21 protein-coding genes are annotated in these 19,765 nt (G+C 44.6%); 8 read left to right on the top strand and 13 right to left on the bottom strand.

The annotated features are described in order from the left end of the window. Positions 1–37: 37 nt before the first annotated feature. Positions 38–262: a hypothetical protein gene (locus tag QNH36_RS05840; RefSeq protein WP_144475037.1), complete on the top strand. Its 225-nt coding sequence runs from the start codon at positions 38–40 to the stop codon at positions 260–262. 209 nt (positions 263–471) lie between these two features. Here the strand turns inward: QNH36_RS05840 and mutY are convergent, their stop codons facing one another. Together mutY and QNH36_RS05830 are read right to left on the bottom strand one after the other, a co-directional pair. Further along, a complete protein-coding gene (gene mutY, locus QNH36_RS05835) occupies positions 472–1,545 on the bottom strand; it encodes an A/G-specific adenine glycosylase (RefSeq protein WP_144475523.1) in 1,074 nt (357 codons plus the stop codon). Positions 1,546–1,626: 81 nt separating this feature from the next. Further along, positions 1,627–1,923, bottom strand: a complete 297-nt coding sequence (locus tag QNH36_RS05830; protein ID WP_251543778.1) for a hypothetical protein — start codon at positions 1,921–1,923, stop codon at positions 1,627–1,629. 145 nt (positions 1,924–2,068) lie between these two features. Here QNH36_RS05830 and QNH36_RS05825 point away from each other — a divergent pair, with 145 nt between their 5' ends. After that, positions 2,069–3,055 (top strand): metal-dependent hydrolase, encoded by a 987-nt coding sequence (locus QNH36_RS05825; RefSeq protein WP_144475039.1) that lies wholly within the window; start codon positions 2,069–2,071, stop codon positions 3,053–3,055. Positions 3,056–3,458: 403 nt separating this feature from the next. On the opposite strand, the gene QNH36_RS05820 is transcribed toward QNH36_RS05825, so the two are convergent. Then, positions 3,459–3,713: a YfhJ family protein gene (locus tag QNH36_RS05820; RefSeq protein WP_144475040.1), complete on the bottom strand. Its 255-nt coding sequence runs from the start codon at positions 3,711–3,713 to the stop codon at positions 3,459–3,461. A 117-nt stretch (positions 3,714–3,830) separates the two neighbouring features. On the opposite strand from QNH36_RS05820, the gene QNH36_RS05815 reads away from it, so the two are divergent. Further along, the gene (locus tag QNH36_RS05815; protein ID WP_144475041.1) at positions 3,831–4,013 is read left to right on the top strand and encodes a small, acid-soluble spore protein K; all 183 of its coding nucleotides are present in this window, start codon (positions 3,831–3,833) and stop codon (positions 4,011–4,013) included. 61 nt (positions 4,014–4,074) lie between these two features. Here the strand turns inward: QNH36_RS05815 and QNH36_RS05810 are convergent, their stop codons facing one another. Next, the gene (locus QNH36_RS05810) at positions 4,075–4,413 is read right to left on the bottom strand and encodes a YfhH family protein (protein WP_144475042.1); all 339 of its coding nucleotides are present in this window, start codon (positions 4,411–4,413) and stop codon (positions 4,075–4,077) included. Between the two features lie 89 nt (positions 4,414–4,502). Between QNH36_RS05810 and QNH36_RS05805 the strand changes: the two genes are divergently transcribed. After that, positions 4,503–5,180: an SDR family NAD(P)-dependent oxidoreductase gene (locus QNH36_RS05805; RefSeq protein WP_251543781.1), complete on the top strand. Its 678-nt coding sequence runs from the start codon at positions 4,503–4,505 to the stop codon at positions 5,178–5,180. Positions 5,181–5,197: 17 nt separating this feature from the next. On the opposite strand, the gene recX is transcribed toward QNH36_RS05805, so the two are convergent. Continuing rightward, entirely contained in the window at positions 5,198–6,010 is an 813-nt protein-coding gene (gene recX, locus QNH36_RS05800; protein WP_283904922.1) for a recombination regulator RecX, read from the bottom strand. Positions 6,011–6,109: 99 nt separating this feature from the next. On the opposite strand from recX, the gene QNH36_RS05795 reads away from it, so the two are divergent. From QNH36_RS05795 to QNH36_RS05780, 4 genes are all read left to right on the top strand, one after another. Next, positions 6,110–7,009 carry a TIGR01777 family oxidoreductase gene (locus QNH36_RS05795; protein ID WP_144475045.1) on the top strand — a complete coding sequence of 300 codons (900 nt, stop codon included), beginning with the start codon at positions 6,110–6,112 and terminating at the stop codon, positions 7,007–7,009. Between the two features lie 65 nt (positions 7,010–7,074). Continuing rightward, the gene (locus QNH36_RS05790; protein WP_144475046.1) at positions 7,075–7,197 is read left to right on the top strand and encodes a YfhE family protein; all 123 of its coding nucleotides are present in this window, start codon (positions 7,075–7,077) and stop codon (positions 7,195–7,197) included. Between the two features lie 85 nt (positions 7,198–7,282). Further along, positions 7,283–7,468, top strand: coding sequence for a YfhD family protein (locus QNH36_RS05785; protein WP_144475047.1), 186 nt, complete (start codon positions 7,283–7,285; stop codon positions 7,466–7,468). Between the two features lie 491 nt (positions 7,469–7,959). After that, positions 7,960–8,211, top strand: coding sequence for an alpha/beta-type small acid-soluble spore protein (locus QNH36_RS05780; protein WP_144475048.1), 252 nt, complete (start codon positions 7,960–7,962; stop codon positions 8,209–8,211). Positions 8,212–8,568: 357 nt separating this feature from the next. On the opposite strand, the gene QNH36_RS05775 is transcribed toward QNH36_RS05780, so the two are convergent. The 8 genes from QNH36_RS05775 to QNH36_RS05740 all read right to left on the bottom strand — a co-directional run bounded on the left by QNH36_RS05775 (position 8,569) and on the right by QNH36_RS05740 (position 19,684). Further along, on the bottom strand, positions 8,569–9,864 hold the full coding sequence (locus QNH36_RS05775; protein ID WP_283904921.1) for an ATP-binding protein: 1,296 nt from the start codon (positions 9,862–9,864) through the stop codon (positions 8,569–8,571). 155 nt (positions 9,865–10,019) lie between these two features. Continuing rightward, positions 10,020–11,819, bottom strand: a complete 1,800-nt coding sequence (locus tag QNH36_RS05770) for an ABC transporter ATP-binding protein (protein WP_251543788.1) — start codon at positions 11,817–11,819, stop codon at positions 10,020–10,022. Further along, on the bottom strand, positions 11,813–13,537 hold the full coding sequence (locus QNH36_RS05765) for an ABC transporter ATP-binding protein (RefSeq protein ID WP_283904920.1): 1,725 nt from the start codon (positions 13,535–13,537) through the stop codon (positions 11,813–11,815). Before QNH36_RS05765 ends, QNH36_RS05770 begins: the two co-directional genes overlap by 7 nt. Positions 13,538–13,708: 171 nt before the next feature. Then, positions 13,709–14,341, bottom strand: a complete 633-nt coding sequence (locus tag QNH36_RS05760; RefSeq protein WP_283904919.1) for an SdpI family protein — start codon at positions 14,339–14,341, stop codon at positions 13,709–13,711. Between the two features lies 1 nt (position 14,342). Further along, positions 14,343–14,624, bottom strand: coding sequence for an autorepressor SdpR family transcription factor (locus QNH36_RS05755; RefSeq protein WP_144475053.1), 282 nt, complete (start codon positions 14,622–14,624; stop codon positions 14,343–14,345). A 731-nt stretch (positions 14,625–15,355) separates the two neighbouring features. Further along, complete coding sequence (locus QNH36_RS05750; RefSeq protein WP_283904918.1) at positions 15,356–16,975, bottom strand: long-chain fatty acid--CoA ligase; 1,620 nt, start codon at positions 16,973–16,975, stop codon at positions 15,356–15,358. A 24-nt stretch (positions 16,976–16,999) separates the two neighbouring features. After that, positions 17,000–18,094: a CaiB/BaiF CoA transferase family protein gene (locus tag QNH36_RS05745; protein ID WP_144475055.1), complete on the bottom strand. Its 1,095-nt coding sequence runs from the start codon at positions 18,092–18,094 to the stop codon at positions 17,000–17,002. Positions 18,095–18,112: 18 nt separating this feature from the next. After that, a complete protein-coding gene (locus QNH36_RS05740; protein ID WP_283904917.1) occupies positions 18,113–19,684 on the bottom strand; it encodes a fatty acid--CoA ligase in 1,572 nt (523 codons plus the stop codon). Between the last annotated feature and the right edge of the window lie 81 nt (positions 19,685–19,765).

Raw genomic sequence — 19,765 nt, 5'->3', positions numbered from 1 at the left:
ACATTAAGTTTAAACCTAAATGAAAGGATGATCACTTATGTACGTTGGCCGTGATATGACTGAACTTTCGATGATGTCCAAGACTGACTGGAGAGACAGCGAGCTTGCGTTTTTCCATCACTCCCTGCAGCAGATGGTGCCATATTTAAATTCCGAAGGGCAGACCATCCACAGAGAAATTGTTGAAGAAATCGAGCGCAGGGGCGGCCTTAGCCGCGGTGAAGCTGATTACACCCATGGAACAAAAATCAGTTACGATTAGTAACAAAAAGCGTAAGCGCCTCGTTCAGCCCCGACAAGCGCTGGAGGTCCTGACACTGAAGTCGTTCTTTGACTTCATTGGCAGGACCGAAGCGTCTAGAGGGGCTATGCGCTGAAGCTGGATTAGGAATACCACATGTAGTCATCCATATCGCATGGTCAATAATTCCCGATAAACCATGAAAAAAAGGCTGCTAACCACCTTAGTGATTAGTCAGCCTTTTTAACTTCAAGATACCGCTTCAGCATTTTTTGGTATGGAACCGGAAATGCATATTCCTGGATCTCCTGCTCAGTAACAAGTTTTAACTGCTGAGTTTCCGGAATAGCGCTATCAAAGCTGCCGCTGAATACATGAATATTCCAAATCAGATGGGAGAAAACATGGCCGATTTCGCCTATGGAATCATTTATCTTAGGAGAAAAACCATAAAGTTCTTCAAAATGTCCGGACAGCTGCTCTCGCTGCCTTTGGAATCCGAGGTCTAACTCTACAGTCGGGAACTCCCACAGGTTTGCCAGCAAGCCAGTTTCCGGTCTTTTCCTTATAAGGATCCTTCCACTTTGATCACTAAAGATCCCTGCGGCCAGCTGGATATTTTTCTGCTTCTTCTTTTTCGTTTTTACTGGAAGCTCAGTTTGTACCCCTTCATGGAACGCCTCACAATGGTCCCTGACAGGACAAAGAAGACATGAAGGAGAAGTAGGCGTACAAATTAGGGCTCCCAGCTCCATTAAGGCCTGATTGAAATAAGATGGGTTTTCATGCGATATGATTTCCCTCACAGCCGATTCGAAAATTTTACGGGATGCAGGTCTGGCAATGTCATCCCAAATCAGGAGGATCCTCGACAAGACCCTCATCACATTTCCGTCAACAGCAGGTTCAGGTTTCCCGTAGGCTATGCTAAGTATGGCCCCTGCCGTGTATGGGCCTACCCCTTTTAACGAAGCTATCTCTTCCGGTGAATCAGGGACTTTGCCTCCGTAATGTTCATGGACTTCCTTCACTGCGGATTGTAAGTTGCGGACACGGGAATAATAACCGAGACCTTCCCAGGCTTTCAGGACCTTTTCTTCATCCGCGGATGCAAGCGCCTCTATGGTTGGAAATCTTTCCAAAAATCGATTAAAATAAGGGATGACAGTATCTACTCTAGTTTGTTGGAGCATGATCTCAGATACCCACACTTTATAAGGATCCTGATCCTTTCTCCATGGCAGTTCTCGCTGCTCGCTAACAAACCATCCTATCAAGTCATCCTGAAAGGATTTTTTATCCATTTTATCTACACATTTCTTGATGTCAGTTGCCACTTTTGTTCCTCCAGGTGTTAAACTTTCCGGAAATTTGGGAATATAATATTAACGCTTCTGCTTAATCGCCATGAAGCCAATTCGTTCGAGTCCTCCCGGAACGTAATCCTCCAGCATTCCAAAAACAGAATGGTCCCGGGAAAGACGCATTTTTTTCATTGCATGATAATGGGCTTCAGTCGGCACAAAAAATGATTCAATGAATACATTCCGCTGGCCCGACTGGCTGCATGAAAACATATTTGCTTCGAAATCAGGAAGCATCGCGGAAATTCGATGGATGGCCTCTTGATATTGGCCAAGCAGATTTTGTTTGACTTCGTATTGGATGATCATCTGAATCATTACGCCAGCTCCTTTATGACTAGTAAAGGGACTTAATGGTTCAACCCTTTAAAAGTAAATGATTATTTGCATTGTGACAAGACTTTTTACTTGCCAGTTCATTTATTTAGCTTTTATCAACTATCTAAAAAAGGAGGCGGTTTCCATGGATACTGGTACCCATGTTGTCATGGGGTTCGCTCTGGGCGGGTTGGCGACGCTTGATCCTGCTGTCAGCGAAAGCAGCATCACAGCCAGCAGCGTACTGGTCGCTACACTCGTCGGGTCACAAATCCCTGATATAGATACCGTTCTGAAACTGAGAAATAATGCAGTTTATATACGGAACCATCGCGGAGTCACTCACTCTATTCCAGCTGTCCTTCTTTGGCCGCTGCTTATTTCCGGGACAATATACTTTTTTAATCCGGAAGCAAATTTGCTGCACTTATGGATTTGGACATTCATTGCTGTATTCCTTCATGTTTTTGTCGACATTTTCAATGCTTATGGAACACAGGCACTAAGGCCATTTTCGTCGAAATGGGTCGCATTGGGGGTAATCAATACATTTGATCCGATTATTTTTGCGCTTCATGTCATCGGTTTGTTCCTCTGGGCATTTGGAGCACACCCCGGATACACCTTCTTAACGATTTATGGAATCCTTGTGCTCTACTATATATACCGATTCGTTGTGAAGCATCGAATCAAGTGTGCTGTTGAGAAAATCGTTCCGGATGCGACCGATATCATTATCGCTCCGACAATGCGGTTCAACCATTGGCGTGTAGCCGTCATGAACAAGCACCAATTCTTCGTCGGCCGCGGATACAAACGTCATGTGCGGATTCTTGACCAGTTCAACCGTGTCCCAGTTCCCGAAACTCCGGTGCTTGAAGCAGCAAAAACAGATAAGAATCTATCCGCATTCCTTTCGTTCTCACCTGTTTACCGCTGGGAATGTGATGAATATGATGATTTTTACGAAGTCAGGTTCATTGATTTGCGCTACCGCAGCAACGGGCACTATCCATTTGTCGCAGTCGTGAACTTGAACAAGGATTTGGAAATCCTCAGCTCTTACACAGGCTGGATTTACAGTGAGGAAAAACTAAGAAAGAAACTGGAGTTCATTCCAGGAGAAGGATAAGACCAATATTTATGAGCTGTACCTTTACTATTAGACACAAAACTAACAATGGGGGTGCAGCTTTTGTTTGGCTGGAGTCACTCCAAAACTTTATGACTTCCTTTCCCATGTGGCTGAGGAGGTTTTTCTATTATTAGGTTTGCGGTTTAATTCCAGCTGCTAAGGGTGCAATGAATAAGACTGAACGTGCAATTATTCTGCTTGATGGTGCAATTAACGTCGATCACTGCGCCATTATGATGTTTTACCGTGCAATTATTCAAAAGCTTGCTCAGAGATGCAAAATAGCTGAGCGCTAGAGATGGGATTATGAAACCCACAGTAGTTAATCACACTTAATTGAGCTAATCATGCCGATAAAAAACAAAAATCCCCTCTTAAACGGGGATTCTCTTTGTCAGGTTTATTCCTCTTCCAATAAATGCTTATACTTAGGATTCCTGGCAACGAATTCGTGCAGCTGGCTGCCGTAATTTTCAATCCATTGGCGGACGACTTTTTCTGTCATTTCGCTGCCCATATATTTATGGCCTGCTTTGGCGTATGTCGCTTCAAAGTCACTCCATAACAGCTCGACCCATCTCAAAGCCTGCTCATATGTGATGCCGTTGTTTTTTTCCTGAAGCAGGCTGGCCAGCGCTTCGTGTGTTTCCTGCATCCTGATCACCCTTTGCCAATTTTTAATATAGTTATGATTATGTGTCATTACTCGAATACTATGATTGCGTGCATCCATTCTGGAATGCACGTAATTTTACCCGTCACGGAGGGCATTATGCGAAATAAAGTAACCAATTTCCCGAACCAGAACAATAATAAGCTTGAGGGCGAGCCTCGGGCAAAAGCGGAATACGCTTCAAAAAGAGCCGATGGCACGATCAATACCCATCCTCAGGAGCGCATGTATGCTTCCTCTCACCGTGAAGATGACACTTCAGCAGTCATTAAGGACCATTAAACATCATCCTGTGGACAGCTTAAGCTGTTCCATCCTTTAACACATGAGCAAAACCAGATTCTTAATTATTCTGGTTTTGCTCTGTTTCCGTTAAAAGGGAAATCGGCAGTGCTTCTTCTTTACCATCTCCGTTAAGACGTGCACCCCAGGCAAATACACCATTCATATAATCGATTTTAAAGTAGGCTCCCGGGTCTCCTTCGATGCCATAGACTTCACCTGGCTTAAAATCATCCGGGTTGAGCATATAGGATCTGGCCATGGCAATCTTCCGCTCATAAACGGCCAGTTCACTTGCCATTCCCATTTGTTCTGCTTTCCTTGCCTTGTCGCGGAGACTGGCGATTTCCTGGTTCAATTCATATTCGGTCATTTCGCTGTAACGTTTTTCTCTGCCCATATTGATTCACTCCTGGATAGTTCTTGCTTTTAACATTCAAGCATTTAAGATATAACTAAATTATAGCATGTTATCTTAAGGAGGCTATCATGAAAGCAATCATTGTGACTGGTGCCGGCACCGGCCTTGGAAAAGAGCTCTCACTGCTGCTGGCCAAACAGGATTACCATATGATTTTGACAGGAAGAACAGAAGATAAACTAAATGCCGTCAAGGAGCAGATTGAACAATCAGGGGGAAGTGCCACCGCACTCACGCTTGACCTTCGCAATCTGGAGGATATCAAGGAGAAAGCGTTGTTGATTAGCAAAAAACATGAATTGTACGGGCTCATAAATAATGCCGGCCTCGGATACTTCGGTCCGTTCTCCGAAAGCTCCGATACAGAAATCGAAGAAATGTTCCAGACAAATGTTTTTGGAACGATCCATATGACGAAGGCCATCCTTCCCTACCTTGAACTGAATCATGAGGGCCTTGTCCTGAACATCGTCTCGACGGCCGGACTACGGGGGAAAAAGAATGAAGCTGTCTATTGTTCCAGCAAATTCGCCGTCAGAGGCTTTACCGAAAGCCTGCAGAAGGAGTACGAAGAAACAGACATCCGTTTCGTCGCTGCCTATATGGGCGGGATGAATACTCCATTCTGGGATGAAAGCGAGCATGTGGCAGACCCGGCTAGGTTTCGTTCTGCTGCTGAAGTGGCCGGAATCATTATCGATAATCTCGAAAAACCCGAAATTGTTATAGAATCGAAAAAATCATGACGCCAGTCATGATTTTTTTATTCCTCATTCTCTTTTTCGGAAATGAATTCATCGATCATTTCCATTGGAAATCCCTTGCGGTACAATGCCATCTTCAGCTTCTGTCTGTATTCACGTTCTGAAAGCTTACTGTACTTGCTGTGCAGTTTTTCTCCTTGAATACGCAATGCATCCATTTCAGCATCGTCTTCTTTTTCAATCTCTGTCTCATCCAAAGCAGCATGTATGATCGAAAATGAATAACCTTTGCGCCTAAGCATCTGTTCAATTTTCTGCTTAAGGATCCTCGATGAGTCCTTCTTATTCTTCAAAGCATATTTTTCACTGAGTTTGATTGCTTTTTCCAACTGTTCATCGAATGAGACCTCATCGACCACTTTTGTGATCAGATCGGGAGCAATCCCTTTCTCCTTCAGTTCCAGTTTAATGACTTCCGCGCCTTTATCCGTCGTATTCAGTTGTGTCCGGACAAAAGCGTTGGCAAATTCCTCATCATTCAGGAATTTAAACTCATATAATTTATGGATTGCTTCTTTTATGACGGAATCTGAGATTTCTTTTTTCTTAAGGTGTTCACGGACTTCAGACTCTGAGCGCATGCGGTGTGAAAGATAATTGATTGCTGTATTATAGGCTTTCCGGATATCGTCCTGAAAAAGCATTTCCGTGACCGCAAAGTCATCCAGTTCCATTCCCTTTTTCAAATTATATTTTATTAAAACATCTTCATCGACGCTGAACGCGTACTCTTCTCCCCTTCCGCTGTCGGTAAAAATGCTGTATCTGTCTTTATTGTGTTTTTGGACGGAGATTTTCGTAATGGCTGGCATTTGATTTTCACCTCTAAAGAAACTTTAACACATTCAAAGGAGGTTTATCATTTTAAAAGCAGTACTATATACATAAAAGGAAAACTTAGGAGGTTGACCATGAAAATAGCCATAACCGGAGGAACAGGGCTTGTCGGCAGGGCTTTAAGCAGTGAACTTATCCGTAACGGACATGAAGTATTCATTTTAACCCGGAATAGGAAAGATCAAGGCAGCCATAATCCAAAATTTGTTCAGTGGCTCAATGAGGCTGACAATCCGGAAAATGAGCTTGAAGGCATTAATGCAATCGTGAATCTTGCAGGCGCAACTATTAATGACAGATGGACAGATGAGTACAAACAGAAGATCATGGACAGCAGGATTAAGGCGACCAGCGAAGTGAACAGGATTATCGAGTCACTTAAAAATAAGCCTCCTGTCTTAATCAATGCAAGTGCAGTGGGTTATTACGGCACCTCGCTGACAGAAGTTTTCAACGAACAATCGGATCCAGCTAATGACTTTCTGGCTGACACGGTCTGGCGCTGGGAGGCTGCCGCAACCCAGGCAAAAGAATTAGGCTCCCGGGTGGTGCTTTGCCGATTCGGTGTGATCCTGGATAAAAATGGCGGAGCCTTGCCAAAGATGATGCTCCCGTATAAATTTTTTGCGGGCGGAAAAGTCGGCTCTGGTACTCAGTGGCTCTCATGGATTCATATTGAGGATGTCATTCGTGGAATTATTTATGCAATTGGGAATGACCAGTTGGACGGTCCAGTAAACTTTGTCTCTCCTTCACCAGTAACAATGGATCAGTTTGGCCAAATTTTATCCAAAGTGTTGGGACGCCCCAATTGGCTTCCGGTTCCCTCCTTTGCCCTGAAAATCGCTCTTGGAGATATGAGCATGCTTTTGCTGGAAGGCCAGAATGTCGTTCCCTCAAAGCTTCTAAAAGCCGGTTTTAAATTCAAGTATCCAGAACTTGAAAAAGCCCTTAAAGGAATTTTAGGAAAATAAAGGTGTTTAATCCCTTTCAACAAGGAAATACTTATAAGGTACACACATTGAAAGGGTGAATTGGATTGGATAAGAAAAAAAGGGATAAGACAAAGAGTACATTATCAAGCATGCAGGAAGTTACATACAGCCGAGAATTCAAAAAAGCAGACAGAGCAGGCGGCTATGCAGCTGGAAAGAGATATTAGGCATTAAGGCGCTTCTTTTGGAGGAACATAAAAGTACGGAAATAATGCATTTCCGTACTTTTAACTTTTGAAAGGGGTTTTTCGAATGGGAAGAGCACATGGACACAAAACACGTGATCGCAATAAAGCATCCCTTCCACAAGTACCAAAAAACATGAAATCTGATGGCATTGATGTAGAATTCGATCGCGATTTAGCTGACCACGATGATCTTGAAGCAATGGCACGTTCAAAAGCTGCAGACCAGCGTGCCAAAAGCAGAAGAAAATAACCCTCTCATATAGGAAAAAGCAGAATCAAAATGATTCTGCTTTTTCCTTTTAAGGGAAGGGGGAATATCTACGGTTAGCAAATCAGGAACTTGAGTTTGTGAATTACTTCACTAACTTTCGATACTTCTAATTTACTCCCAACCGCTTCATTAAACAAGTATTTTCACTAATTGTACAAAAATAAGTTACCCACATACATGTGAATATTGTTAATAAATTCTCTAAAAGCTTTTAATATTAGGGTTTATTTATCTATCGTAATTTAACGATATTCCTGTGGATAATGTGGATAAAGCTGTGGAGTACTTATAAATAATAGTTTTTGTTTGTTGATAAGTTTGAGGATAATTAAATTGGCTATAATATTTACCCTTTTATTAATGCAATAAAACCTATATCCCGTAATCTGAACGGTTCATTATTTAATAATATTCTTCTTCATTACCAATACTAACGTGAGAATGTAATGATCATTATGGAGGGATCACTAATGGCAAGAAGGAATAAGATCCTTGTACCGGAAGCCAGGAAGGCACTTGATGATCTAAAAGCACAGGTAGCCGGTACAATAAAAGCGGAGGATGCAAAATTTGAAACAGCCAAAGAGGTTGGCGTTCCCCTTAATAAGGGTTATAACGGTAATCTTTCAACCCGGGAAGCTGGAAAAGTTGGGGGAAAATTGGGTGGAAGCATGGTCCGGGAGCTCGTGAAAATGGCACAGGAAAATTTACGGAAACAGTAAAGACTTCAAACATTTGTAAAAAAACAGTTGACATCTGCTGGAAAATGAAATATAATGAATAAGCTTCGCCAAAAGGAAGTAACTTGAGTCACAACCAATACTATGTAAACAATTAATGGCGTTCTGCTTTTATTTTTAGGTAACAACTTATTCACACTGGATCGGCTTCGGAGCCGTAAGGATGCAAGAGAGGTAGGGCTTGCGTCGTTTAGGTTAAAAATGGTCAAGTGGAATTTTGTACCGCGGCAAAGTTTATAAATGGATGATTTATTATACATCTTGTGGAGTAGCAAGTTACTTGAAAGCGAACCGATAACGGTTCGCTTTTTCTATTTGTCCGATTTTCTTTGAAAATCATTACATGGCTTCATTCCCCTGAAGTGGATCTGCTCCTGCTGCATCCTTATTATACGTTGGCAGGATGATCGTGGCTTCCGTTCCTACTCCTAAATCACTCTTGAATGCAATAGACCCGCCCATCGCTTCAATGATTTTCATTGAAACGGATGTACCAAGTCCGGTACCTTTATCTTTAGTTGTGTAAAAAAGTGTCCCAAGACGTGCCAGCTGCTCCTGATCCATCCCTTTACCTGTGTCTGAGACGATGACATAAGATTCTGGCCCTGCCGATGCCTGGCTGACAAAGACCTCCCCGCCTTCTTCCGTGGCTTCGATTGCATTCTTTATTATATTCACTAAAGCTTGCTTCAGCTGGTTCCGGTCGGCTTTTGCAAACACACCCCACTCAAGCTTTACGTTCACCTGTACCCCTTCTTTTGCGGCAAAGGCTTCCAGGAGGATGGTTACTTCTGTAATTATTTCAGCCAGTTCTGCGTCCTCCAGCTTTTCAAATTGCGGCTTTGCGAAATTCAGGTAATCATTAATGATTGACTCAGCCCTTCCAAGCTCAGTCAGAACCAGACTCAAATAGTAAAAGTTATCTCCCTTTTCCTGCTTGTGCATCATTTGCAGAAAACCTTTCACTACTGTCAGTGGATTCCTGATTTCATGTGCAATGGACGCTGCAAGTTCCCCCAATGTATTAAGCTTTTCAGCCCTGAGGATTTCTTTCTTCATCAAATCCTTTTCTATCAATGCCTCATTGAGGAAAGCTGCTACCCATACAGAGAAAATCTGTATCACACCAAAAATCGTTATGTTCATCAAGACCTTATTTGAATCTTCTGATGCTGCTGCATTACTGAGAAAAGTATTAGTGATTAAAATGATAAGCATAGAAAGTGATGGCCAGAAACCAACAATAACCGCTGTCCTGACCCTCTTCTTAGCATCAAAGGTCCAAAAACTCTTCATGAACAAGAATGGAAACAATGCTGCCAAAAAACCGCTTGCATAACCGAGAAGGAGATCCCCTCCCATGAATGTCCTTGTTGCAAGATAAGTAAATAAGACCATCCCCCCTGCAATCGGCCCCCCATACAAAAATGCTACTACCAAAGGGACATACCGAAGATCCCAGTATAATCCGCCCAGTTCATATGAAAACGCAAGCGAGAGAAACAGAGCCAGGCTTTGCAGGATTCCGCATAAATAAGGTGATTTCCCAACACTTTTGTTATCAAAAAGAACACCATGAATAAAGATAGGCAGCAAAATGATCAAAACATTCAACAGGAGTTTCTCGACGAGCATTTTATCTTCTCCAATCGAAGAGCGTTAAATAGTATAGCCCAAACGCAATATCCACTTTTAGAAATACGACAAAGTTTTCATGATTCCTCTATTCCCCGGGAAATTTGTCATATATTAGCATTGTGAACATAAAAAAGGAGCCCTGAGGCTCCCTGCTATGAATTCATTAACATTTTCTTTTCAAGCTGGCTTGTATAAAGTTCATGGTAAAAACCTTTTTGTGCCAGCAATTCGTCATGACTGCCCTTTTCAATGATTTGTCCATTCTCTATAACGATAATCTGATCGGCATTTTTAATCGTATTCAAGCGGTGGGCAATGATGAAGCTTGTTCTTCCCTTCAGCAGATGCTGGAGGGCTTCCTGTATTTTCAACTCAGTGATTGTATCAATGCTGCTTGTCGCTTCATCCAGTATCAAAATCGCAGGATCAGCAAGGATGGCTCTGGCAATCGATAGTAATTGCTTTTGCCCCTGGCTTATCCCGGCATCATCCTGGCTAAGCTCAGTATCATACCCTTCCGGCAATCGTTGAATGAAGGAATGGGCATTTGCAGCCCTGGCAGCCTTCTCTACCTCCTCATCGGAAGCATCCAGTCTTCCATATCGAATATTCTCCCTGATGCTTCCCTGGAACAAAAATGAATCCTGGAGGACGAATCCCATTTGTTTCCTCAGGCTGTCACGGGTGATTTTCTTACTGTCGTGCCCATCAATCATAATCATCCCCTGATCTGGTTCATAAAAACGCGAAATCAAGTTGATGATTGTCGACTTGCCAGCACCCGTAGGGCCAACCAATGCAATCGTTTGGCCAGGTTCTGCGTTAAAATTCAAATCAGAAACGGTATCTCCCCCCTTTTCATAGGAAAAAGATACATCCTTGAACTCGACCTTTCCGGTGATGCCAAGGAGAGGTGCAGCTCCTTTTTCGTCTACAGCCTCTTCCTCCGTATCAATGATGTCAAAGACACGATCGGCTCCTGCAACAGCTGACAGCAAGGTATTGAACTGATTCGACAGATCATTCAACGGTCTTGTGAATTGTCGGGAGTACTCGGTAAAGATAACAATTGTCCCAATCGTTACATATCCTTTTAAGGCGAAGAAACCGCCCACTCCTGCCACGATGGTAAAGCTAAGGTTATTGAGCATATTCATCAATTTCGGGATAAAGCCTGTAAATGTCTGTGCCCAGTAACCTGATTCCTTCAGTTGCTGATTTTTTATGCGGAACTCTTCAATGACTTTTGGTTCCTGGGAAAAGGATTTGATGATTTTTTGTCCGGAAATTGTTTCCTCAATATATCCATTCATCTCTCCAAGCCTGCGCTGCTGTTCCTTATATAGTTTGCCGGTACGGCTCGTAATCCACTTCATCCCCATGAACATCAATGGAACGATAATCATCGTCACCAGGGTAAGCAAAGGACTCAGCCAAATCATGACCGCCAATGTTCCCGCAAGGGTAAGCACGCTCGAAAAAATCTGGATGACAGAGGAATTCAGGGTCGCGCTGACATTTTCGATATCATTGGTGACCCGGCTCATCAGCTCTCCATGCTGGCGTTTGTTAAAGAAATCAATCGAGAGCTTGTGAAAATGGCTGAAGAGCTGCCTCCTCATTATATAGACAGTCTTCTGAGCGATGCCGATCATCCAGTAGCTTTGGAACCACAATGTTAAGGAATGCATCACGTAAACTGCACCTAGGCCGATTAATAGCCAAGTGAAACCATCAGCTGATTCTGTCGCAAAATACTGATCGATGCCCCATCCGATCAAGAATGGGCCCAGCAATCCAAGCGCTGAACTCGCCACCACCATTAACAGGACCAGGATCAGCAGGCTCCGTTGGCCTGCAAGATAGGACCAGATCCTCCTGATTGTCGGTCCAATCCCCTTAACCGTACTTTTATTGCTGCCTGCCTTGTTTTCTCTTTGCCTTTTTAGCATCCTGCCTTCACCTCCCCGAACTGGGAGTTGTAGATTGCCTGATAAAGCGAAGAATGCTTGAGCAGGTATTGATGGTCGCCATAGCCAATTAAAGCTCCATCTTCCAGCAAGAGAATTTTATCAGCTTCCTTGGCGGTGCTGATCTTTTGTGTAATGATGACTGTTGTACACTCATATTTGCTTATGGCTTGCAGCAGCTTTGCTTCTGTTTTTAAATCCAGCGCACTAGTGCTGTCATCGAGCAGAAGGATTTTGGGTTTTTTAATCAATGCACGAGCAATGGATAATCGCTGCTTCTGTCCGCCCGAAAGGTTGACACCTTTCTGCCCGAGAAGCGTATCATATTTGTTCGGCAGTTTCTGGATTGTTTCGTGGATTTGGGCATCTGATGCTGCCTTGACCAACTCCTCTTCGGTCGCATCCTGCTTGCCCCAGGCGAGGTTCTCCTTGATCGATCCGGTGAACAGCAATGCCTCCTGAGGAACGTAGCCGATTCCCTCCCTGAGACTTTTAAGCTTAAGATCCTTAATATTCTTGCCATCGATTCGGATTTCTCCGCTTGTTACATCGTATAAGCGCGGGATAAGCTGGAACATTGCCGTTTTTCCCGCACCGGTCGCTCCAAGGACCGCTACGGTTTCTCCCTGATCGATCTTAAACGATAAATCTGCAAGAATCGGAATATTGGTGTCTGGGAACTGGAATGAGACCTTATCAAACTCAATTTTACCTGCAGAAATTCCGTATACATCCTGGCTTCCAGCGGTATCTTCAAGATCGACTCCCTCATTCAGTACTTCCGTTACACGCTCAGCCGATGCCCTGGAACGTGAGAATACCATTATGATCCATGAAAACATTGAAAAAGCAGCAGTAATCCTCGCAGCGTAGTTCACGATCGCGACCACTTCACCTACAGACACCCTGCCAGACTGAACGTCTATTTTTCCAAACCATAGAACCGCAATGACGCTTAAATTCATGAATAGCAGCAGCACTGGAATCGTTGCTTCAGTCACCCTCAAAGCAAACACTGTTCGTTCTCTTAGTTTATTATTCGCTTTTTCAAATCTAGTACCTTCATAATTCCCCCTGGCAAAAGCTTTGATCAACCTCATGCCAACAAGGTTTTCCCTCATTACGCCATTCACTCTGTCAAGACGCTTCTGAACATTTTTAAATAAACCTGCAGCCTTCCTCATGATCCAAATTAGGAAAATCAACAGTGGCGGGATGATGATGACAAACGGCAGGGCCAATTTCACATGAACCATCATGGCCATGATGATTCCCCCGATCACAAGAAGTGGGGCACGCATCGCAATCCGCAGGCTCATGAAGAACGTATTCTGCAGCTGGGTCACATCATTGGTGATCCTCGTGATCAAAGAAGAGGAGGGGAAATGGCTGAAGTTTGTGAACGAAAAAGCCTGGACTTTCGCAAACAGCTTTTCTCGAAGGTCAAAGCCAAAACTTTGGCCTGCACGGGCAGCTATGAACGAGTTCGCAATACCCGATGCAAAGGCAAGAAAGGAGATTCCAAGCATGACTCCGCCCCATTTGATGACCGTGTCAAGATCCCTTGCGACAATTCCTTCATCGATAATCTTAGCAATCAAAAGCGGCTGGAAAAGTTCAACAGCCAATTCGATAAGCATTAAGCTTAGTGCAGCTGCGATTGGAATGCGATATGGTTTTACAAATGAAAATATACTCATAGAAAACGTACCCCCAGTTGACCAATAACGTTATTTCGTCTTCCGAATTTTTATACCTTCTATCATACTCTTTTTGGTGAATTTTTTGAATTGAAAGATAAAAAAACGATCCATTTTTTGGACCGTCAACATTTGTTCCTCCCCGACATCAAGTTCCTTTCTTTGGTATCTCTATAGCTTTCTATTGAAAAGAACGTAAGAATAAATATAAGGCGCAATGACGGTAACGGCAATCACGCTGAAAAGCACTGCTTCCTTCCAATAACCAGGAACGAAGGTAGCCAATATCATGGCCAGACCGCCAAAGAAAAAGATTTTTGAAGCAGCCCGATGTGTCTTTTTCCATACTTCATCACTGCTGAGTGTCCATGGAGTTCGAATGCCAATGAAAAAGTTAGACCGGACCTGAGGCATATAGTTTCCAAGGATCATAAAGATAATTCCGACAATCAGCGGGCCGATACTGCCAAAAGGGACATCATACCCAATCGCATTTGCCAGCATCAGTATGTTGATGACAAAAAGGACTCCTATAATGGCATTTAATATAATGCGATAACTTTTCGAGAAGTACTTATAGTTTGTTTTCCTTGGATCTACTTTTGGCAAGAAAGCCATGGATATATACAGGATCACCATGATACCAAGTGTAGAGAACATTGCATTGAGCTTAGAAGCAAAACCATTTGCTTCCCCGTTTACATCCCAGTGAATCGGCATTTGTTCAGGCAGCTTCGGAAACGCAATAATCCACGCAAGGATCAGGAGGCCGATCATAGTCAAAGGCAATACATGCTTTTTCATTTTATTTTTCCCCTTCCCGGTCTTTATTATTTTCTGTAAAGCTGAACGCCCAGCTGATGAGCTCCTGGAAGACAGTCGTATGAAGAGAATAAATGATGAACTGTCCCTGCTTCTCATCCTGGATCAAACCGGCATTCTTCAGCAGCTTCAAGTGTTGTGAGATACTCGGTTTTGTCATGTTAAACTGGTCTGCGATTTCTCCAGCAGTCATATCCCTATCCTTCAACAGATCGAGGATCTTTCTTCTGGTAGGGTCTGAAAGTGCTTTGAAAGCATCATTCAAGCTAAATACCTCCCTTTGTTTGAGATAATTTAAGTATTTAGTTATTTAACTAAATACTAAATCATTTTCCTGATTTTTGCAATTCTTTTTCAAATTAAAACCGGCTGCACTTTGACAGCCGGCTCATTTATTAGGTTATTCACTAAGGTTACATTTAAGAGTTAATAGTGCCCTTAGGCAGGAATGTCCCTTCTCATAAGGGCACCTTTCTCTCCTTTTCGTGCCCTTATACAGGAGTTTCCCTTCCCATAAGGGCACCTTTCTCTCCTTTTCGTACCCTTATGCAGGAGTTTCCCTTTTCATAAGGGCACCTTTCTCTCCTTTTCGTACCCTTATGCAGGAGTTTCCATTTTCATAAGGGCACCTTTCTCTCCTTTTCGTGCCCTTATAAAGGAGTTTCCCTTCTCATAAGGGCACCTTTCTCTCCTTTTCGTACCCTTATGCAGGAGTTTCCCTTCTCATAAGGGCACCTTTCTCTCCTTATCGCACCCTTATACAGGAGTTTTCCTTCTCATAAGGGCACCTTTCTCTCCTTATCGCACCCTTATACAGGAGTTTTCCTTCTCATAAGGGCACCTTTCTCTCCTTTTCGTACCCTTATACACGTGTTTCCCTTCCCATAAGGGCACCTTTCTCTCCTTTTCGTGCGCTTATACTGGAGTTTCCCTTCTCATAAGGGCACCTTTATGAACTAATCGCACCCACAAGCAGCACTTTGCCGTTATTATTCATTATGAATTCTGCACCAGATGGTCTTTCAATTGGTCCCTCAATGCCCGCTTCAGGAATTTTCCGACGGAGGTTTTCGGGATTTCTTCCATAAACACTACATCATCTGGCAGCCACCACTTGGCGAACTGGGGTGCAATGAATTCTAGCAGCTCATCCTTGTCGACCTGACCTTTGTATTGCTCATTAAGGACGACACAGGCAATCGGGCGTTCCTGCCATTGTTCATGTGGAACGGCTACGACACTTGCTTCGAACACGGCATCATGCGCCATAAGGGCGTTTTCAAGGTCAACGGATGAGATCCATTCGCCCCCGCTCTTGATTAAGTCCTTTGTCCGGTCAACAAGCTTGATGACGCCTTCTTCATCCACTGTGGCGACATCGCCTGTATAAAGCCAGCCATCACGGAATGCATCTGCTGATCGTTCATCTTTATAATATTCGTCCGCAATCCATGGCCCCCGCAGCAGCAGTTCTCCCATTTCTTCTCCATCCCACTTTACTTCACCATTTCCTCCGATGACTTTCATCTCCAGGCCAGGAACGAGCAGCCCCTGCTTTGAACGGATGTCGAGGATTTCATCTTCCTCTAGCCCAACCTGATAGCTCTTCAAACGGGAAACTGTTGTCAGGGGAGTGGTTTCAGTCATGCCATATGCGTGCAGGAACGGGATTTTGTACTTCGTTTCGAATGCTTTGATCATGCCGCGCGGTGCAGCAGAACCTCCGCAAACAATCGATCTGAGCGATGATGTATCATAGCTTCCTTTTTCAAGTTCATTCAGCAGGCCTAGCCAGATTGTCGGTACTCCTGCGGTGAAGGTGACCTTCTCCTGTTCAATCAAATCTGCCAGCAGCTTCGGGGTGAACAGCGGGCCGGGAAGCACCTGGGTCGAACCGAACCATGTCGCGGCGAAAGGCAGACCCCAGGCATTGGCATGAAACATCGGGACAACCGGCAGGACGACATCTGTTTCCGATAATGCAGCAGTATCAGCCAGGCCAAACGCGAAACTGTGGAGTACGATACCTCTATGGGAGTAAACAACCCCCTTTGGGTTGCCGGTTGTGGCTGAAGTGTAGCACATTCCCGCCGGATCATTTTCATCTAAATCTTTTAGGAATTCAAACTCTGGACTTGATTCCCGCAATAATTCTTCATATGAATAGACAGGTTCCAATGTTGTTTCCGGCAGCTCGTCTTTGTCGGTCATGATGATATATGCTTCCACCGTTTTAAATTGATCCTTGCTCCGCTCAATCAACGGCACAAGATCCTCATCGACAAGCAAAACCTTGTCCTCAGCATGATTGATAATATATGAGACATGCTCGGGAGATAGTCGGATATTGATCGTATGGAGCACAGCTCCCATCCCAGGTGCAGCAAAATAAACTTCCAGGTGACGATGGTGGTTCCAGGCAAAAGTGCCGACACGGTCACCTTTTTCGATACCAAGCTTTTCAAGCGCGCTGGCAAGTCTGCGGGTCCGCTCGCCAATTTCCTTGTAGGTGAATCGGTGAATACCTGATAGTGTCCTCGACACTACCTGCTTTTTCGGGAAAAACTTTTCTGCTCTTTCCAAAAGAGATCCTACTGTCAATGGAACATTCATCATAACCGTCCATTCCCCTTCCGCTCACTAAGAATTCTTATTTAACCTGATTTCTGCACCTAGCCACTCTTTTATAATTTCTTCTGTCTGTTCTCCTTTTTCAGGAGAGGACGTACTCTCCCGCGCTGGCAAATCGCCATGCATTTTAATTTGGCCTTCTGGCAGGATGAAGCTCTTTTCCTTCCAATATGGATAGTCCGACAACTCGCCTGCCTCAAGGACAGGGGTCAGGCAGCAGTCAACTTCCATGCCGAATCCCGCCCACTCTGACAACGATTTGCTTTTAAACAACTGAACAAGCTCCAGGTAGACAGGATTGGATTCTTCCGGTTTGGAATAATGCGCAGGCTGCCAATCCGGATGGCCAACAGCATGGCAAAAATTACTCCAAAATTTTGGTTCTAGAGCCCCAAGGCTGACATAGCGCCCGTCCTTGGTTTCGTAAATCCCATAGCCGATGACAGTACCGTTCAGGACTGAAACGCCATGCTGGTATCCCGTCTCTTTTTCGATCAGCACATGATTCGCCATCAGGGAAGCCATACTGTCGGCAATCGCGATACAGTGATAGCTTCCCTCTCCAGTTCTCCCCCTTGCTACCAGCGCTGCGAGAATCCGTTCACTCGCAGCCAATCCCCCGATATAGTCGGAAAAAGTATGGGTTGGATGAACCGGCCTTCCTGTACTGTCCTTCAACTGGGCCAAAGCCCCGCTCAAGCTCATGTAATTCAGGTCATGGCTGCCGAGTCCGCTCATTTCTCCACCTGAACCGTAGCCGGTCACCGAGCAATAGATGATGGCCGGGTTGTGCTTTTTTACGTCCCCATAGCCAAGACCCAGCTTTTCCATCACTCCTGGTCTGAAGCTTTCAACTATGACATCCGCCTCCGCAAGCAAATCAAGGGCAAGCATTTTTCCTTCCGTCTGCTTCAAATCGATTACGATGCTTTTTTTACCGCGGTTATGGGCGTTGAAGACATATCCTTGTCCAGTGTTCCTTGCCGGGTCTCCGCCGGGTGCTTCAACCTTGACAATCTCCGCCCCAAGTTCCGCCAGCCTCAGGGTTGCAAAAGGGCCCGGGATATAATTCGTGAAGTCGACGATTTTAATACCATTCAACATGATTGAAAATCCTTTCCACTAAGTCGGCTGTCCTTTTGAAAACAATTCCTCCATTTGCTTGCGCAGCATGAATTTCTGGATTTTCCCGCTCGCATTCCGTGGCAGTGCCTCAACGAACAGATACTTGCGCGGGCGTTTGTAATTTGCCAGGCTGTCACTGTTTTTGCACCATTCATCCAACGCTTCTTCCGTTACCTGCAGATCTTTTTTCACGACAAAGGCTGTTACAGATTCACCCCAGCGGTCATCCGGCTGCCCGACAATCGCCACATCAAGCACACCTTCATGGGCATGGAGAACATCCTCGACCTCGCGAGGATAAATATTTTCACCGCCGCTGATGATCATGTCATCCACCCTGTCCTTCACCCACAGATAACCCTCTTCATCGAGGTAGCCAATATCACCTGAATGGTACCAGCCCTTGTACATCGCTTTTTCTGTTGCTTCTTCACGATTGAAATAGCCTGACATCATGCATGGACCATGGACGATGATTTCACCGCTTTCGCCAGGCGGAAGGACGTCTTCGGGATCGGACGGTCCATCCTCATTCGGGCGGACAATCCGGATTTCGTGGTTCAGGCATGCCTGGCCAGCAGCACCTGCTTTTGTCAGCTGGTCTTCCTCAGAAAGAAAGGTGATGGCCGGTCCCATTTCCGTCATACCATATGCCTGGACAAGCTTGATGCCAAGCTGATCATGGCAGGCATGGACAAGGGACGGAGCCATCGGGGCGGCTCCATACAATCCCAGCTTCAAGCTTTCGATATTAAAGTCTGACAGCTTCTCCTGTAAAAGCATATTCCACATTGTTGGAGCGGCAAAGAACTTCGTGATTTTCTCCGAATCAATCAGCTCAAGTACTTTCTTTGGTGCGAATTGATGGAGGATGACATTGCTGCCGCCGACATGGATTCTAGGCAGGAAGGCGCAATGCAGTTCAGCGCAGTGAAACATTGGCGCAGTCACCAATCCTTTATCATTCGCACCCAGTTTAGTTGAACCGACAACAATCATACTCTGCTCAACCATATTGCGATGCTTGTGCATGACTCCTTTTGGCCTCCCAGTCGTACCGCTTGTGTACATAATTGCGTATAGGTCATTTTCATTCACTTCAACTTGAACCTGCTTCGTATCTGCCGCATTTACTTTTTCATGGTAGCTCTGGGCATAATCAGGCGTATCTTCGTCGATATACCAGAAAGAGATATGCGGGAACCTGTTTTCAATCGAAGCAATGACCGGTTCCACCGCTTTCTCAAAAAGGACAACCTTCGGCGCAGCGTCTCCCAGGATGAACGCAACCTCTTCCCCCAGCAGCCTGAAATTGATAGGATTGAAGACTGCGCCAATCTTAGCACATGCAAAAAACGCTGTGCCCAGCTCCTCAGTATTGAAAGTGAATGTTGATACACGGTCCCCCTTCTTCACTCCTTCAGCAAGAAGCGCATTGGCGAGCCTGTTCACCTCGTCATTCCATTCACTGTACGTAAAGCGGACATTCTTGCGGACATCATAGAGGGCTTCCTTGTTCGGGAACTTCATTACGGTCAGGTCAAAAATCTTGCCGATCGTTGTGCTCATTTGCATTCCTCCTAATAAAATGTCGTTTTATGCTTTTCAGAGTAGCTGTATATGGAAGTTCCATTGGTGACCTATTCTTTC

This window comes from Mesobacillus sp. AQ2, assembly GCF_030122805.1.
Taxonomy (GTDB): domain Bacteria; phylum Bacillota; class Bacilli; order Bacillales; family Cytobacillaceae; genus Mesobacillus; species Mesobacillus oceanisediminis_A.
This window is presented reverse-complemented; position numbering and strand designations above follow the sequence as displayed.

Bases quoted from the DNA above. Each gene is read 5' to 3' on its own strand.
- QNH36_RS05840 (WP_144475037.1), top strand. From the start codon at position 38: ATGTACGTTGGCCGTGATATGACTGAACTTTCGATGATGTCCAAGACT.
- mutY (WP_144475523.1), bottom strand. From the start codon at position 1,545: ATGGATAAAAAATCCTTTCAGGATGACTTGATAGGATGGTTTGTTAGC.
- QNH36_RS05830 (WP_251543778.1), bottom strand. From the start codon at position 1,923: ATGATTCAGATGATCATCCAATACGAAGTCAAACAAAATCTGCTTGGC.
- QNH36_RS05825 (WP_144475039.1), top strand. From the start codon at position 2,069: ATGGATACTGGTACCCATGTTGTCATGGGGTTCGCTCTGGGCGGGTTG.
- QNH36_RS05820 (WP_144475040.1), bottom strand. From the start codon at position 3,713: ATGCAGGAAACACACGAAGCGCTGGCCAGCCTGCTTCAGGAAAAAAAC.
- QNH36_RS05815 (WP_144475041.1), top strand. From the start codon at position 3,831: ATGCGAAATAAAGTAACCAATTTCCCGAACCAGAACAATAATAAGCTT.
- QNH36_RS05810 (WP_144475042.1), bottom strand. From the start codon at position 4,413: ATGGGCAGAGAAAAACGTTACAGCGAAATGACCGAATATGAATTGAAC.
- QNH36_RS05805 (WP_251543781.1), top strand. From the start codon at position 4,503: ATGAAAGCAATCATTGTGACTGGTGCCGGCACCGGCCTTGGAAAAGAG.
- recX (WP_283904922.1), bottom strand. From the start codon at position 6,010: ATGCCAGCCATTACGAAAATCTCCGTCCAAAAACACAATAAAGACAGA.
- QNH36_RS05795 (WP_144475045.1), top strand. From the start codon at position 6,110: ATGAAAATAGCCATAACCGGAGGAACAGGGCTTGTCGGCAGGGCTTTA.
- QNH36_RS05785 (WP_144475047.1), top strand. From the start codon at position 7,283: ATGGGAAGAGCACATGGACACAAAACACGTGATCGCAATAAAGCATCC.
- QNH36_RS05780 (WP_144475048.1), top strand. From the start codon at position 7,960: ATGGCAAGAAGGAATAAGATCCTTGTACCGGAAGCCAGGAAGGCACTT.
- QNH36_RS05775 (WP_283904921.1), bottom strand. From the start codon at position 9,864: ATGCTCGTCGAGAAACTCCTGTTGAATGTTTTGATCATTTTGCTGCCT.
- QNH36_RS05770 (WP_251543788.1), bottom strand. From the start codon at position 11,819: ATGCTAAAAAGGCAAAGAGAAAACAAGGCAGGCAGCAATAAAAGTACG.
- QNH36_RS05765 (WP_283904920.1), bottom strand. From the start codon at position 13,537: ATGAGTATATTTTCATTTGTAAAACCATATCGCATTCCAATCGCAGCT.
- QNH36_RS05760 (WP_283904919.1), bottom strand. From the start codon at position 14,341: ATGAAAAAGCATGTATTGCCTTTGACTATGATCGGCCTCCTGATCCTT.
- QNH36_RS05750 (WP_283904918.1), bottom strand. From the start codon at position 16,975: ATGATGAATGTTCCATTGACAGTAGGATCTCTTTTGGAAAGAGCAGAA.
- QNH36_RS05745 (WP_144475055.1), bottom strand. From the start codon at position 18,094: ATGTTGAATGGTATTAAAATCGTCGACTTCACGAATTATATCCCGGGC.
- QNH36_RS05740 (WP_283904917.1), bottom strand. From the start codon at position 19,684: ATGAGCACAACGATCGGCAAGATTTTTGACCTGACCGTAATGAAGTTC.